This is a genomic window from Achromobacter sp. Bel (genome assembly GCF_012928505.1).
Lineage (GTDB): Bacteria > Pseudomonadota > Gammaproteobacteria > Burkholderiales > Burkholderiaceae_B > Achromobacter.
Genome location: NZ_JABBJN010000062.1, coordinates 19737 through 34497, shown reverse-complemented (window position 1 = coordinate 34497; position 14761 = coordinate 19737). Strand labels below are relative to the sequence as shown.

Sequence of the window (14761 nt, the reverse complement as noted above, 5' to 3'; positions counted from 1 at the left end):
TCTGTGCGCGGCGCGCACCCCGCGCCTGGCCCGTGACGGTTCCGGCCGCGCGGCCCGCGCGACTTTTCCAGGCTTATTTCCGCGGCCCCTATGGATATCTTCATTCAACAACTGATTAACGGCGTCACGCTAGGCAGCGTGTACGCCCTGGTCGCCCTTGGCTACACCATGGTGTACGGCATCATCGGGCTGATCAACTTCGCGCATGGCGACGTCGTCATGATCGGCGCCATGGCGGCCACGACGATCGCCATTTCGCTAGTCGGCGGCGATCCCGGCGTGTCTGCGTTCGTGGTGCTGGGCGTGGGCCTCTTGGTGTCCGTGCCGCTGTGCATGGCGGTGGGCTGGACGGCCGAGCGCGTGGCCTACCGGCCACTGCGCCGCGCGCCGCGCCTGGCGGCGCTGATCACGGCGATCGGCGTGTCCATCATCCTGCAGAACGTGGCGATGATGGGCTGGGGCCGCAATTACCTGAACTTCCCGCAGGTGCTGTCGCCGCACGTGTTCGAATTCGCCGGTGCGCGCATGAGCTCGCTGCAGATCGCCATCGTGGTGATCGCCGCGCTGATCATGGGCGGCCTGCTGGCCGTGGTGCACAAGACGCGCCTGGGCACGGCGATGCGCGCCACCGCGCAGAACCGCGAAGTGGCGGGGCTGATGGGCGTCAATATCAATACGGTCATCTCGGCGGCGTTCCTGATCGGGTCGGCGCTGGCCGCCGTGGCGGGCATGATGGTCGCGACCTACTACGGCGTGTCGCAATACACGATGGGCTTCATGCTGGGCCTGAAGGCCTTCACGGCCGCCGTGCTGGGCGGCATCGGCAACATGGTGGGCGCGATGGCCGGCGGCTTGCTGCTGGGCATCATCGAATCGCTGGGCGCCGGCTATATCGGCGACCTGACCGGCGGCTTCCTCGGCAGCCATTACCAGGACGTGTTCGCGTTCTTCGTGCTGGTGCTGGTGCTGATCTTCCGTCCGTCCGGCCTGCTGGGCGAACGCGTGGGGGATCGCGCATGAACGCCGCATTGAAAACCAGCGGGCTGTCGACCCGCAACCTGATCGGCATCGCGCTGATCGGCATCGTGCTGGCGGTGCTGCCCTTTGTGATCGGCATGGCCGGCCAGAGCTGGGTGCGCATCCTGAACTTCGCGTTGCTGTACGTGATGCTGTCGCTGGGCCTGAACATCGTGGTGGGCTTTGCCGGCCTGCTGGACCTGGGCTACATCGCGTTCTACGCGGTGGGCGCCTATACCTGGGCCTTGCTGGCGTCGCCGCACTTCGGGCTGCATCTGCCGTTCTGGGCGATCCTGCCGATCGCGCTGGCCGTGGCATGCCTGTTCGGCGTGCTGTTGGGGGCGCCGACGCTGAAGCTGCGAGGGGACTATCTGGCGATCGTGACCTTGGGCTTCGGGGAAATCATCCGCATCTTCCTGAACAACCTGAACGCCCCGATCAACATCACGAACGGGCCGCAGGGCATCAACCGCATCGACACGTTCAAGGTGGGCGAATTCGCGTTCGGGCGCACGGAAAGCCTCTTTGGCATCCGGTTCACGGGGCCGGAGAAGTACTACTACCTGCTGCTGGCGCTGACGCTCCTGATCATCGTGGTGTGCGTGCGCCTGCAGAATTCGCGCATCGGTCGCGCCTGGGAAGCCATTCGTGAAGACGAGATCGCCGCCAAGGCGATGGGCATCAACACGCGCAATATCAAGCTGCTGGCATTCGCGATGGGCGCCTCGTTCGGCGGCGTGGCGGGCGCGTTGTTCGCGTCGATGCAGGGTTTTGTCAGCCCCGAGAGTTTCTCGCTGATGGAATCCATCTCGATCCTGTGCATGGTGGTGCTGGGCGGCATGGGGCATATTCCGGGCGTGATCCTGGGCGCGTTGATCCTGGCGGCGTTGCCGGAATTCCTGCGCGCGGTGGTCGAGCCCTTCCAGCACATGGTGTTTGGCGCCGTGATACTGGACCCCGAAGGCATCCGCATGCTGCTGTTCGGCCTGGCGATGGTGTGCGTCATGCTGTTCCGCCCCGCGGGCCTGTGGCCGTCGGCGGTGCGCAAGCGCGAGCTCGCGACCAAGGCGCAAGGAGGCGGAGCATGAGCAAGCTGCTGCAAGCCCAGGGCCTGGGCAAACGCTTCGGCGGCCTGCAGGCTTTGTCGGACGTCAGTTTCGATATTGAACAAGGCGAGATCTATGGGCTGATCGGCCCGAACGGCGCGGGCAAGACCACGCTGTTCAACGTGCTGACCGGCCTGTACATCCCGGAAGAGGGCAGCTGCACCTTCAATGGCGCGTCCCTGTCGGGCAAGAAGCCGCATGAAGTCGCGTTTGCCGGTCTGGCGCGCACTTTCCAGAACATCCGCCTGTTTGCCAACCTGTCGGCGATCGAGAACGTGATGATCGGCCGCCACATGCGCACCAAGGCGGGCGTGCTGGGCGCCGTGCTGCGCACGCGCGGCACGCGTGCCGAAGAGGCCGCCATCGAGGCGCGGGCGCAAGAGCTGCTGGACTACGTGGGCATCGGCCATCGCGCCAACGACGTCGCGCGTTCGCTGCCTTATGGCGACCAGCGCCGTCTTGAGATCGCACGCGCCCTGGCGACGGATCCCAAGCTGCTGGCGTTGGACGAACCCGCTGCCGGGATGAACGCGTCGGAAACGGTGGTACTGCGCAAGCTGGTCGAGAAGATCCGCGGCGACGGCGTCACGGTGCTGTTGATCGAACACGACATGAAGTTGGTCATGGGACTGTGCGACCGCGTGCTGGTGCTGGAATACGGCAAGGTGCTGGCGATGGGCAAACCTGCCCAGGTGCAACGCGATCCCAAGGTCATTGAAGCGTACCTGGGCGCCGGCGCGGCCCAGGATCCGCTGATTCACAAGGAGAGCCCGGCAACATGACGGCATCCCAACCCTTATTGGAACTGCGTGGTTTGCAGGTCGCCTATGGCGGCATCCGCGCGGTGCGAGGCATTGATCTGCGCGTGGATGAAGGCGAACTCGTGTGCCTGATCGGCGCCAATGGCGCCGGCAAGAGCACGACGCTGCGCGCCATCTGCGGCCTGGTGCCGCTGGCGGGCGGCGAAGTGGTGTACGGCGGGCAGTCGATCGGCGGCCAGAAGTCGCATGACCTGGTCCGCAAGGGCCTGGTCATGGTGCCGGAAGGCCGCGGTATCTTTGGCCAGTTGACCATCGAGGAAAACCTGGCGATGGGCGCGTACATCCGCCGCGATGCGGCGCAGGTCCGCCAGGACACCGACCGTGTCTTCACGCTGTTCCCGCGTTTGGCCGAACGCCGCAAGCAAGCGGCGGGTACCTTGTCCGGCGGCGAACAGCAGATGGTGGCGATGGGCCGCGCGATGATCGCGCGCCCCAAGCTGCTGCTGCTGGACGAGCCGTCGATGGGCTTGGCGCCGTTGATGGTCGAGAAGGTCTTCGAGGTGGTGCGCACCGTCGCCAGCGAGGGCGTCACGATCCTGCTGATCGAGCAGAACGCGCGCCTGGCGCTGGAAAACAGCCACCGCGGCTATGTGATGGAGTCGGGTGAAATCATCCTGTCCGGGCCCGCCGGCGACATGCTGCACGATCCCAAGGTGCGCGCGGCCTATCTGGGCGAGGTCGAGTAGGGCGCGGAGCGGCTGGGCTTCGAGCTTGTGGATGTCAAGGTGCTTTAGCCGCCGAGGCTGCCCTGCGTCATTCCGATGCTCGCCCCGGTGGGGCTGCGCTTCGGATGACTCCGGGCAGCCTCGGCTGACGGCGGCCTCATGCTGCGGTTTTGGAACCCGTTCATGGGCAGATGCCGTGAGCCGGTGGCCGGGCGGAGGGATCCGACGCGCAGCCCCACCGGGGCGAGCATCGGAATCCCGCAGTTCGGACGCCGGCGACTCAAGAACCCTGCCTCACAACACCGACGGCCAGCAATCCCGCCAAAAATCTTCTAAGCCGGTGCGCGTTCACGGTCCACGGCCATGACCACGCCGGCCTCGATCAGGGCGTCGATTTCCTGCTGGCCGTAGCCGAACTCTCCCAGGATCGCCGTGGTGTCTTCGCCCAGGCGAGGCGCCGCGCGGTGGTATTGCGCGGGCGTGGCCGACAGCTTCACCGGCATGCCTACGGTGCGCACCTTGCCGGCCACCGGGTGATCCTGTTCCACCACCATCCCGCGCGCCAGCGTCTGCGGGTGCGACAGCGCCTGCGCGATCGAATGCACCGGTCCGGCGGGTACGCCGGCCTCGTCGAAAACGTCCAGCCATTCCTGCGCGCTGCGGGTTTCCAGGATGGCCGACATCTCCGCCACCAGTTCGTCGCGGTTATTCATGCGATCGCGGTTGCGGGCGTAGCGCGGATCGTCCGCCCACTCTGGTTTGCCCAGCGCTTGCGCGATGCGCTGCCAGTTCTTCTCGTTCGCGCCGCCGATGATGATCCAGTCGGTGCCTGTGGGAAACGCCTGGTACGGCGCGCTGAGCACGTGCGCGGAACCCGTGGGGCCGGGCGATACGCCGCTGCCGAAATAGATCGCAGCGTGCCAGTACAGCTGTTGCAGGCTGGCCTCCAGCAACGAGGTTTCCACGATCTGGCCTTCGCCGGTGCGTTGCTTGTGCTGGTACGCCGCCAACACGCCAAATGCCGCCAGCAGGCCCGCGTTGATGTCGGCTACCGAGTTCCCGGTGCGCAGCGGCGGGCCGCCGGGTTCGCCGGTAATGGCCATCAAGCCCGAAAATCCCTGTGCCACCAGATCGAATCCCCCCTTGTCCGCATAGGGGCCGGTGGTGCCATACCCCGAGACGGCGCAATAGATCAGCCCCGGATTCTCCTTGCGCAACGTGTCGTAGCCCAGGCCCAGCTTTTCCATCGTGCCTTTGCGGAAGTTCTCGGTCACGACATCGGCATCCCGGATCATGCGCAGCAAGACCTTCTTGCCTTCGGGGTGCTTCAAGTCCAGCGCGATGGCGCGCTTGTTGCGGTTGAGCATCAGGTAGGGCGCCGAAATGCCGTTGATCTGCGGGTCGCGATATTGGCGCGAATCGTCGCCGCCATCGATCTTTTCGACCTTGATGACGTCGGCGCCCAGATCGGCCAGCATCATGCCGCAGGTCGGGCCGGCCATGATCTGCGACAGTTCAATGACGCGCATGCCGGCCAACGCGCCGGCGGGCGCATCGGTATTGGCGGAAAGCGGGCGGCCGGAGCCGTGGGTATCGTTATGCATGCCTGTTCCTTGGTCTGTCGTTCAACGGCCGCCGAATTGCGGTTTGGCCTTGGCCAGGAAGGCGCGGTAGCCTGCGCGGAAGTCCTCGGTATCGAAGCAGTCGAACGCTTCGTCACGGTCGGCGTCGGTCAGTGCCTTGCCCTGGACGAGATTGCGCACGAACTTCTTGTGCCAGCGCGCCACCAGAGGCGCCCCGTCGGCAATGCGCCGCGCAGCCGCCTGCGCCTGTTCGGCTACCTGATCGTCCGGCACGACACGCGAGACCACGCCCAGGCGCAATGCCTCGGCGGCGTCGAATATCGTTCCCTCCAGCAGCACTTGCAGCGCGGTCGTCGGTCCGACCAGGCGCACCAGCGGCGCCAGTTCCGAGTACGACATCACCAGTCCCAGGTTCTTGATCGGGACGCCGAACCGCGAGCTTTCCCCGCAGATGCGCAGATCGGCCAGGCTGGCGATTTCCAGCCCGCCGCCCACGCAGATGCCGTGTATCTGCGCTACGACCGGATGGCGGCAGCCGCCGATGGCCTCGATCGTGCGGCGCATGACGGCACCGTATTCCACTGCCTGGCGCTTGTTGCTGCGCGCAGTTTCGAATTCGCTGATGTCGTTGCCGGGCGAGAACGCCTTTTCGCCCGCGCCCCGGACCAGCACGCAGCGCACACTGTCGTCGCGGTCCAGTTCCAGGAAGACGTCGCCAAGCAGGCGCCAGCCGTCGATCGTGAACGCGTTGAGCTTTTCCGGGCGGTTCAGCACCACGGTCGCGATGTCGCCGTCGCGCTTGAGCAGGATGGGCGAGGAGTCGGGGGTAGAGGTAGCGCTCATGGTGTTCCTTTGAACAGGCGCGGGGGGCGAGCCCCCGCAGGGGATCATTGTTTCGTCAGGCCAAGGCTGGCGGTGAGCTTGCCGTACTTGGTCCATTCGTCCTTCACATAGGCGGCGAATGCCGCAGGGGTCTGCGGTCCGCCCCCCAGATCCATGCCCTGGTCGGCCAGCTTGGCGGCGATTTCAGGGTCGGCCAGGGTCTGGGCCAACGCCTGGTCCAGCTTCTCCATGATCGGGCGGGGCAGCTTGGCAGGGGCCAGCACCGCGTACCACTGCACGATGTCCAGGCCCTTGATGCCGGACTCGGCCAGCGTCGGCACATCCGGCAACCGCTTGCTGCGCTCGGCGCTGGTGACCGCCAGCGGACGCAGCTTGCCGGCCTGGATCTGGTTGATCGCGCCGGGCAGCGTGTCGAAGTTCATGTCCACGCTGCCGCCCAGCAGGTCGGTCATCGCCTGGCCGCTGCCCTTGTAGGGAACGTGTTCCATCGACACGCCGGCAAGCTGGGAAAAGCGCGCCGCGCTCAGATGTTGCGGGCTGCCCATGCCGGACGAGGCATACAGCAGTTGCTTGGGCTTGGCGCGGGCGTCGTCCACCAGGTTCTGGACTGTGGTGTAGCGGTGCTTGGCCGGGTTCACGACCAGCACGTTGGGCACCGAACCGATGTAGCGCACCGCGGTGAAATCCCGGATGGGATCGATACTGGATTGCACGACATAGGGCGCGGCGACGGTGGACTGCATGTTCGCCAGCAATAGCGTGTAGCCGTCCGGCTCGGCCTTGGCCACGTAATCGGCGGCGATCAGCCCGGAGGCGCCCGGCTTGTTCTCCACCACGATTTGCTGGCCCAGCAACGTGGACAGGCGCGCGGAAACGATGCGCGCCGACACGTCGGTGCCGCCGCCCGGCACAAAGCCGACGACCAGGCGGATGGGGCGTTCCGGCCACTTCGCCGGATCCTGCGCCAGGGCGGGGCCGACGGCGGCCAGGCCGGCGGTCAGTGCCAGCGCGCCGGTCCAGGCGCGAGCATGCTTGTTCATATGGAGTCTCCTTGGTGGATGAGGCCTGCCCGGGTGTTGCTTGATTTATGATGGGGTCAGGTTGGTATGCCTTTGGTGTCTGGTATACCGGATACAAAAATAATCGATGTTTTGAGTGTGAACAACCCATGGCTAACCCTGAAAGCCTGATTCCGGACGCGTCTGTCCCGGATTTGGCCATCCACCACCCCACGTTGCCGGCGGTCGTCGCCGAGCGGCTGCGGCAACTGATCATCGACGGCACGCTGAAGCCGGGCACCTGGCTCAACGAGCGGGACCTGTGCGAACAGCTGAAGATTTCACGCACGCCGCTGCGCGAGGCCTATCGGATGCTGGCTTCGGACGGCCTGGTGGCGTTGCAGCCCAAACGCGGGGCGATGGTGATCGAGTTGTCGGCGGACGACATCGAGAACATCTTCGACGTGCTGTCGGTGCTGGAGGGATTGGCGGTGCGCAGCGCCGCCGAGCGTGCATCGGACGCGGAGCTTGCCCAGATCGCGGGTCTGCATGCGCAGATGCTTGAGAACTACCAGAAGCGGGATATCCGGGCGTATTTCGCGGCCAGCATGGGCACGCACATCGCGATCAACCGCGCCGCCCACAATCCGGCGCTGACGCAGTCTTATGACCGCCTGAACCTGCAGGTGCAGGCGTTGCGCTACAAGTCCAATTTCGACCTTGACGAGTGGACGACGGCGGTCGCGGACCACGAGGCGTTTGTCCAGGCGCTGATGGCGCGCGACGGCAAGCGTGCCGAAACGCTGATCCGCAAGCATGTAGGCGGCAAGAAGGCCTACAACCTTCGTGGCCGCCCGGGCGCTGTGGGCGAATCCTGAACCGGGCAGCCCCGTTCAGGCCGGCTGCGCCGCCAATGACTTTTTGCCGATCCGCAGCGCGATCACGGCGGCGACGAGGCCCGTGGCGCCGGAGATCACGAACGCCATCATGTAGCTGCCTTGCGCTTCGCGGATGGCGCCCGCCATCCAGGCGGCGCTGGCTGCGCCCAACTGGTGGCCCGCGACGATCCACCCGAATACGATCGCCGCGTCGCGCTCGCCGAAGGCTTCCGTCGTCAGGCGCAGCGTGGGCGGCACGGTGGCGATCCAGTCCAGGCCGAAGAAGATCGCGAAGATCGACAGGCTGTAGAACGAGAAGTCGGAATAGGGCAGGTAGATCAGCGACAGGCCGCGCAGCGCGTAGTAGACGAACAGCAGCTTGCGCGGGTCGTAGCGGTCGGTCAGCCAGCCTGAAGCCGTGGTGCCGACCAGGTCGAAAATGCCCATGATCGCCAGCAGGCCGGCGGCTTGGACCTCCAGCATGCCGTGGTCACCGCAAAGCGCGATCAGGTGCGTGCCGACCAGGCCGTTGGTGGTGAAGCCGCAGATGAAGAACGTGGCGAACAGGAACCAGAACGTGCGTGTCTTGGCGGCGCGGGCCAGGGCGCCGAACGTGGCCGCCACCATGCCGGTGCGCGGGGCGGCGGGGGCGGGTGGCGCGTTCGGGTCGCTGCCGAACGGCACCAGGCCGACGCTGGAGGGGCGGTCGGGCACCAGCCACCAGGCCAGCGGCACCAGCGCCGCGGCGGCGGCCGCCACGGTCCAGACCACGCGAGTCCAGTCGCCGGAGGAGGCCAGCGTGGCCAGCACGGGCAGGAAGACCAGCGTGCCGCTGGCGGTGCTGGCGGTCAGGAGGCCCATGACCAGGCCGCGGTGCTTGGTGAACCAGCGGTTGACGATCGTCGCGCCCAATACCGAGGCCACTGCGCCCGAGCTGATGCCCGAGAACACGCCCCAGGTCATCATCAAATGCCAGGGCTCGGTCATGTAGGCGCTGACGGCGCTGGAGGCCGACATCAGGACGAGCGCGCCGATCAGGATGCGGCGCAGACCGAACCGCTCCATCGCGGCGGCGGCGAAGGGGCCGATCAGGCCATACAGGAAGATGCCGACGGCCGCGGCGAACGAGATCGAACTGCGGCTCCAGCCAAACGCTTCTTCAAGCGGCACCAGCAATACGCTGGGCGACGAGCGCAGCCCGGCCGACACCAGCAATGCAAGGAAAATCACCGCGACCACGACAAAAGCGTACTTCTGGCCGGCACGGCGGAATGGGATAGGGGGTTGGGCTATACTCATGTTACTGACCGGTACGTATTAAGGTTTGCGAATAGTACGTACCGGTCAGTAACATCGTCAAGCACTATTTGATGGAGACCCGAATGGCCAGCAAACCCACCGCCCCGTCCGCCCCCCTGGACACGCCGGCAACCAAACCCCTGCTGGCGGCCGACCGCATCCGCAAGACCGCGCGCGAAATGTTCTACCGCGACGGGATCCGCGCGGTCGGGGTAGACGCCATCGTTACCCAGGCCGGCGTGACCAAGCCCAGCCTGTACCGCAGCTTTTCGTCCAAGGACGAGCTGGCGGCCACCTATCTGCGCGATTACGACGCGGAATTCTGGGCGCGTTTCAATGCCGCCTGCGACGCGCATCCGGGCGATCCGCGCGCGCAACTGCTGGAGTACCTGTCGGGCTTGAGCAAGCGCGCCGTGCTGAGCGGTTACCGGGGCTGCGGGCTGACCAATGCGGCGGTCGAGTATCCCGAACCCGAGCATCCAGCCCGGGCGGTTGCCGTCGAACATAAGCTGGAGCTGCGCCGCCGGTTGAATGAAATGGCGGCGGGCATGGGGGCGGGCGACCCCGAGGCGCTGGCCGATGGCTTGCTGCTGTTGATCGAGGGCGCTTTTGTTTCCAGCCAGCTGTTCGGCAAGGGCGGCCCGGCGGGAAGGGTGGCCGACATGGCCGATAAGCTGATCCAGGCCCATCTGCCCGGCTGAAAGGCGTATTGCGCTGCACAAAAGCAGTGCTTAATGTGGTGCCGTATGCACCGTTATGGTGGTGTTTGTACCCATTGCGCAACGAACGAATTAATGGTTGATATTTTCGTTGCAACGCAGCAAACGCGGATCTAACATGAATTTGTGTTGTTCCACATCGCGCTTTCTCAAGGAGAGAATCATGAGCGATACCGCGTTGAAAAATGCCCGTATGTCGGATGCGCTGGAGCGGTCCCTGATCCGCGAGGCCGTCAAAGCGGAAACCCTGTCCGGCCCCTTCACCCGTGGCACCTGGCTGCGCCTGAAGACGCGCCTGGTTTCTTGGGGCGGCGCCGTTGGCGAAGTCCTGCATGACATGGACGCCGGCCGACAGCAGCATCCGGTCATCTCCGCGCGCCACTGAGCGCAAGCGGTACGACAGAAAAAACGCCAGCGATTGCTGGCGTTTTTTTTACCCCGATGTCGCCAACAGGCGATGCCGGGGGCCCGGCTCAGACCACCATGTCGACCAGCAGGTAGCCGTCCAGGATCACGATGCCGACCGTGGCGCTGACCGCGGCCCAGGCCCAGGCGCCGCGCAGCGCGTGCTGGCCCATGACGCCCTTGCGGCAGGCCAGCACCACCAGCGGCCCCAACGCGAAGGGCAGGGCCAGGCTCAGGATGACCTGGCTCAGCACCAGCAGTTCGTCGGGATCCTTGCCGCCCGTGAAGACCAGCAAGCCCACGGCGGCGGCGCCCGCGATCAGGCGGGTCATCAGTGCGCGCCGGCGGTCCGACCAGTTGCTGCGGATCTGGAAGCCCTTGGACAGGATGCGTCCGGCCAGCACGCCCGTGATCGTGGAGCTTTGGCCGGCGGCATAGAGCGCCACGGCGAAGACGATGGCGGCGCCGATGCCCAGCGTCTGGCCGATCACGGCATGGGCGTCGTCCAGGCTGGACACGATCAACCCCGACCCCGACAGCGAGGCCGCCGCCACGATCATGATCGCCGAGTTGATCAGCATGGCCACGCCCAGGGACACGATGGTGTCGTTGCGGGCCAGGCGCATTGCCATGTCGAGCGCGGATGGCGGAAGCGCCTTTGCGCGTTCGGCCAGCGACCCGGAATGCAGATAGAGGTTGTGCGGCATCAGGGTCGCGCCCAGGATGCCCAGGGCGATCAGGAAGCCTTGCGGGTCGCGCAGTGCATGGCCGGTTTGCGTGACGCCGTGCGCCACTTCCGTCCACGCCGGATTGGCCTTGAACAGCAGGTAGACGAACGACGCGGCTACTACCGCCAGCAGCAGGGCGATGACGCGTTCGTGGCGGTCGGCGTTGCCGCGGGTCAACGCCAGCACGGCGAGGGTGCCGACACCGGTCACGGCCACGCCGGCGATCAGCGGCAGGCCGAACAGCAGGCGCAGCGCGATTGCGCCGCCGATCAGTTCGGCCAGGGCGGTGGCCAGAATGGCGGCTTCACCGGCCAGCCACGCCGCCTTGGACCAGCGCGGCGACAGGTGGCGGGCCGTCAGGGTGGCCAGGTCCTGCCCGGTGGCCAGCGCCAGGCGCGATACCAGGATCTGGAAACCCAGGGCCAGGAACGCCGAGGTGATGACGACCATCAGCAATCCGTAGCCAAAGCCGCTGCCGCCGGCGATGTCGGTGGCCCAGTTGCCCGGATCGATGTAGCCCACGGCCACCAGGATGCCGGAGCCGACCATGCGCCGCAGATTCGCCGACGCCTGGGCGTCGTGCGCAAGGGCGGCTTTGCCGCCTGATATCGCGTAGATGAATCCGGTCATGCGACACTCCTGAGAATGGTTCTCATTTTCCGGAAGTGTGCGCCGGCCGTCAAATTGATTTTGGGCAAGCCCGGGATAGGGGCGCCCAATGGCGCGCCGGGCGCGCCATCAGGGGCAGGGAACGATCAGGACTTGAGCTTGGCGTCCATGGTGATCTTGGCTTTCAGCACCTTCGACACCGGGCAGCCGGTCTCGGCCTTGCGGGCGGCTTCCTCGAAGGCTTGCGCGGTGGCGCCGGGGATGACGGCTTCCACCGTCAGGTGGACGGCCGTGATGGAGAATCCGTCGTCCACTTTGTCCAGCGTCACTTCGGCCTTGGTGTCCAGGCTGGTGGCGACCATGCCGGATTCGGACAGGATGTTCGACAGCGCCATGGTGAAGCAGCCGGCATGGGCGGCGCCCAGCAGTTCTTCAGGGTTGGTGCCCGGGGTGTCGCCGAAGCGCGTATTGAAACCGTAGGGTTGGCTCTTGAGCGCGCCGCTTTGCGTGGAGATCGTGCCCTTGCCAGTCTTCAGATCGCCCGACCAGGCGGCGGATGCGGTTTTCTTCATGGTGACTCCTGTTGAGGGGGCGCGCCGTCGCGGGCGCGTCGGTTGCAGGGATGCGATCCGCCGCTGCGGGCGGTGCATGTTGCCGGAGGCGGCATCGTCGATGATACGGCGAGCGCAGGGGGCGGGCGCGGAATCCACCGGTGCGCAACGGCAAGTCGATGTAACGGCGGCCCGAAGCGCGCCAGTCCCATCAGGCAAAATAGCGCCATCGCTTTCATTCAACTCGAAGAGCCTGCTGTCATGTCACGCCATTTCCTGCGTTTCGCCTGCGCCGCCGCGCTGGTCTTTCCCGTTTTGTCCGCCCACGCCGAAGTCGTGATCGGTGTGGACGTGTCCACGACGGGACCCGCCGCCGCCATCGGCATCCAGACCAACAACGCGATCCGCCTGTGGCCCAACACGCTGGGCGGCGAACCGGCCCGTTACGTGGTGCTGGACGATGGCACCGACGTCAGCCGAGCGGTGAAAAACCTGCGCAAGCTGACGTCCGAAGACAAGGTCGACGCGATTGTCGGCCCCAACACCACGGCTGCCGCGTTGGCCGGGCTGGACGTGCTGGCTGAAACCGGGACGCCGATGATCGCGCTGGCCGCCTCCAGCGTCATCGTGGAACCCTTGTCCGACCCCAAGCGCGCCTGGGCGTTCAAGATGCCGCAGAACGATTCGCTCATGGCGGCCGTCCTGGTCGAAGACATGAAGAAGAAGGGCCTGAAGAACGTGGCCTTCATCGGTTTCGCGGATTCGTACGGCGACAGCTGGTGGAAGGAGTTCACCGCCGCCGCGGGCGATGACCTGAAAATCGTGGCCGAGGAGCGCTTCCAGCGTACCGACGCGTCGGTGGTGGGCCAAACGCTGAAGGTCATCGCGGCCAAGCCGGACGCGGTGCTGATCGCCGGCGCCGGCACGCCGTCCGCCTTGCCGCAGAAAACGCTGCTGGAGCGCGGCTATACCGGCGCCATCTACCAGACCCACGGCATCGGCACGCTGGAATTCCTGCAAGTCGGCGGCAAGGACGTCGAGGGCACCTTGTTCCCGACCGGCCCGGGCGTGGTGGCCCGCGAGCTGCCGGACAGCAACCCGGTCAAGAAGGTGGCCGTGGCGTTTGCCGACAAGTACGAAGGCCAGTACGGCGCCAACACGCTGACGCAGTTCGCGGGCGATGCCTATGGCGCCTGGATGTTGCTGGATTCGGCGGTGGCCCGGGCGCTGAAGACGGGCGCCAAGCCCGGCACGCCGGCGTTCCGCGCGGCTTTGCGCGACGCCCTGGAGAACACGCGCGATCTGGTGGTGCCCAACGGGGTGCTGAATATCTCGAAGGACAACCATCAAGGGTTCGACGAACGCGCCCGCGTGATGGGCATCGTCAAGAACGGCCGGTTCTCCTATGCCGAGCAGGGCGGGCAATAGCCCGCGCAAGGCGGGGCGATAGAAATGTATACGTTTAGTATCATTTACTGACGTCCCATAGGCATCAGTCCCTAAAAGCAGGCTCAGGCCTGCTTTTTCACGCCCGCATCATTCGTATAGAAATCATTTAATAGCGTATTATTTTTAGTGAAGCCATACACCAACAAATAGATTTTGGGAGAAAAAATCCATGACCTTGTTCCGATCCAGACGCTTGCTGTTGGCCCTGAGCCTGGGCGTGTTGGCCGCGTGTTCCGACTCGGGCGCCGATAAAGCCGCGCCGGTGGCGGGCGGCGCGCCGACGGGCGCCACGAACACGCTGGAGGCGGCCAAGGCCGCCGGCAAGGTCCGCATCGGCTATGCCAACGAGGCGCCGTTTGCCTACATGGACAGCAAAGAGGCCAAGGTCACGGGCGAATCCGTCGAGATCGCCCGCGTGGTGCTCAAGCGCATGGGCATCAACGAAGTGGAAGGCGTATTGACCGAATTTGGCTCCCTGATTCCCGGCCTGGCCGCCAAGCGTTTCGACATCATCGCGGCCGGCATGTACGTCACGCCCGAGCGCTGCCAGCAGGTGGCATTCTCCGACCCGACCTATGGGGTGGGCCAGGCGTTCCTGGTCAAGCAGGGCAATCCCAAGAATCTGCACAGCTATGAAGACGTGGTGAAGAACCCCGACGCCAAGCTGGGCGTGGTGGTGGGGGCAATCGAAGGCGAATACGCCGAGAAAGCGCGGGTCCCGGCGGGCCAGGTCGTGGTGTTTCCGGACGCCGTCAGCGCGTTGTCCGGCGTGCAGGCCGGCCGGGCCGACGCCTACGCCGCCACCGGGCTGACCGTCAACGACCTGATGGGCAAGGCGCAGGCCGGCAGCGGCTTGGAGAAGGCCGATCCGTTCACGGACCCGGTGATCGACGGCAAGGACGTGCGCGGCTACGGCGCCTATGCCTTCCGCACCGACGACAAGGCCTTCGCAGATGCCTTCAATGCGGAGCTGGCCAAGTACATCGGCACCGACGAGCACAAGAAACTCGTGGCGCCCTTCGGCTTCACCGACAAGGAGCAGCCCCAGGGCATGACCGCCGCGAAGCTCTGCGCCGGCAAGTAAGGGGCG

The 14761-nt window shown here is 65.8% G+C and carries 15 protein-coding genes; 9 read left to right on the top strand and 6 right to left on the bottom strand.

The window, feature by feature from the left end:
* Positions 1–90 precede the first annotated feature (90 nt).
* Genes HG262_RS26580 through HG262_RS26565 form a run of 4 tightly spaced genes read left to right on the top strand, consistent with a single transcriptional unit; the run spans position 91 to position 3630 of the window.
* Positions 91–1020, top strand: a complete 930-nt coding sequence (locus HG262_RS26580; RefSeq protein ID WP_105556325.1) for a branched-chain amino acid ABC transporter permease — start codon at positions 91–93, stop codon at positions 1018–1020.
* On the top strand, positions 1017–2105 hold the full coding sequence (locus HG262_RS26575) for an ABC transporter ATP-binding protein (RefSeq protein WP_169273861.1): 1089 nt from the start codon (positions 1017–1019) through the stop codon (positions 2103–2105). Before HG262_RS26580 ends, HG262_RS26575 begins: the two co-directional genes overlap by 4 nt.
* Positions 2102–2905 carry an ABC transporter ATP-binding protein gene (locus tag HG262_RS26570; RefSeq protein ID WP_169273860.1) on the top strand — a complete coding sequence of 268 codons (804 nt, stop codon included), beginning with the start codon at positions 2102–2104 and terminating at the stop codon, positions 2903–2905. Before HG262_RS26575 ends, HG262_RS26570 begins: the two co-directional genes overlap by 4 nt.
* The gene (locus HG262_RS26565; RefSeq protein WP_169273859.1) at positions 2902–3630 is read left to right on the top strand and encodes an ABC transporter ATP-binding protein; all 729 of its coding nucleotides are present in this window, start codon (positions 2902–2904) and stop codon (positions 3628–3630) included. The genes HG262_RS26570 and HG262_RS26565 overlap by 4 nt, the downstream gene beginning before the upstream one ends.
* 311 nt (positions 3631–3941) lie before the next feature.
* Here HG262_RS26565 and HG262_RS26560 read toward each other — a convergent pair whose 3' ends face one another.
* Genes HG262_RS26560 through HG262_RS26550 form a run of 3 tightly spaced genes read right to left on the bottom strand, consistent with a single transcriptional unit; the run spans position 3942 to position 7075 of the window.
* Positions 3942–5213, bottom strand: a complete 1272-nt coding sequence (locus HG262_RS26560) for a CoA transferase (protein WP_169273858.1) — start codon at positions 5211–5213, stop codon at positions 3942–3944.
* A gap of 21 nt (positions 5214–5234) precedes the next feature.
* Entirely contained in the window at positions 5235–6035 is an 801-nt protein-coding gene (locus HG262_RS26555) for an enoyl-CoA hydratase-related protein (protein WP_169273857.1), read from the bottom strand.
* A gap of 44 nt (positions 6036–6079) precedes the next feature.
* Positions 6080–7075, bottom strand: coding sequence for a tripartite tricarboxylate transporter substrate binding protein (locus HG262_RS26550; RefSeq protein WP_169273856.1), 996 nt, complete (start codon positions 7073–7075; stop codon positions 6080–6082).
* A gap of 128 nt (positions 7076–7203) precedes the next feature.
* Between HG262_RS26550 and HG262_RS26545 the strand changes: the two genes are divergently transcribed.
* On the top strand, positions 7204–7911 hold the full coding sequence (locus HG262_RS26545; protein ID WP_169273855.1) for a GntR family transcriptional regulator: 708 nt from the start codon (positions 7204–7206) through the stop codon (positions 7909–7911).
* A gap of 15 nt (positions 7912–7926) precedes the next feature.
* Here HG262_RS26545 and HG262_RS26540 read toward each other — a convergent pair whose 3' ends face one another.
* On the bottom strand, positions 7927–9210 hold the full coding sequence (locus HG262_RS26540) for an MFS transporter (RefSeq protein ID WP_169273854.1): 1284 nt from the start codon (positions 9208–9210) through the stop codon (positions 7927–7929).
* Positions 9211–9293: 83 nt separating this feature from the next.
* Here HG262_RS26540 and HG262_RS26535 point away from each other — a divergent pair, with 83 nt between their 5' ends.
* Both HG262_RS26535 and HG262_RS26530 read left to right on the top strand, forming a co-directional pair.
* On the top strand, positions 9294–9911 hold the full coding sequence (locus HG262_RS26535) for a TetR/AcrR family transcriptional regulator (RefSeq protein ID WP_169273853.1): 618 nt from the start codon (positions 9294–9296) through the stop codon (positions 9909–9911).
* 181 nt (positions 9912–10092) lie between these two features.
* A complete protein-coding gene (locus HG262_RS26530) occupies positions 10093–10314 on the top strand; it encodes an XRE family transcriptional regulator (protein ID WP_169273852.1) in 222 nt (73 codons plus the stop codon).
* Positions 10315–10402: 88 nt separating this feature from the next.
* Here the strand turns inward: HG262_RS26530 and HG262_RS26525 are convergent, their stop codons facing one another.
* Both HG262_RS26525 and HG262_RS26520 read right to left on the bottom strand, forming a co-directional pair.
* On the bottom strand, positions 10403–11692 hold the full coding sequence (locus tag HG262_RS26525) for an Nramp family divalent metal transporter (protein WP_169273851.1): 1290 nt from the start codon (positions 11690–11692) through the stop codon (positions 10403–10405).
* Positions 11693–11817: 125 nt separating this feature from the next.
* On the bottom strand, positions 11818–12243 hold the full coding sequence (locus HG262_RS26520) for an OsmC family protein (protein ID WP_169273850.1): 426 nt from the start codon (positions 12241–12243) through the stop codon (positions 11818–11820).
* A 240-nt stretch (positions 12244–12483) separates the two neighbouring features.
* Between HG262_RS26520 and HG262_RS26515 the strand changes: the two genes are divergently transcribed.
* Positions 12484–13650, top strand: coding sequence for an ABC transporter substrate-binding protein (locus HG262_RS26515; RefSeq protein WP_169273849.1), 1167 nt, complete (start codon positions 12484–12486; stop codon positions 13648–13650).
* 190 nt (positions 13651–13840) lie between these two features.
* Positions 13841–14755: an ectoine/hydroxyectoine ABC transporter substrate-binding protein EhuB gene (gene ehuB, locus HG262_RS26510; RefSeq protein ID WP_211187785.1), complete on the top strand. Its 915-nt coding sequence runs from the start codon at positions 13841–13843 to the stop codon at positions 14753–14755.
* Positions 14756–14761 lie beyond the last annotated feature (6 nt).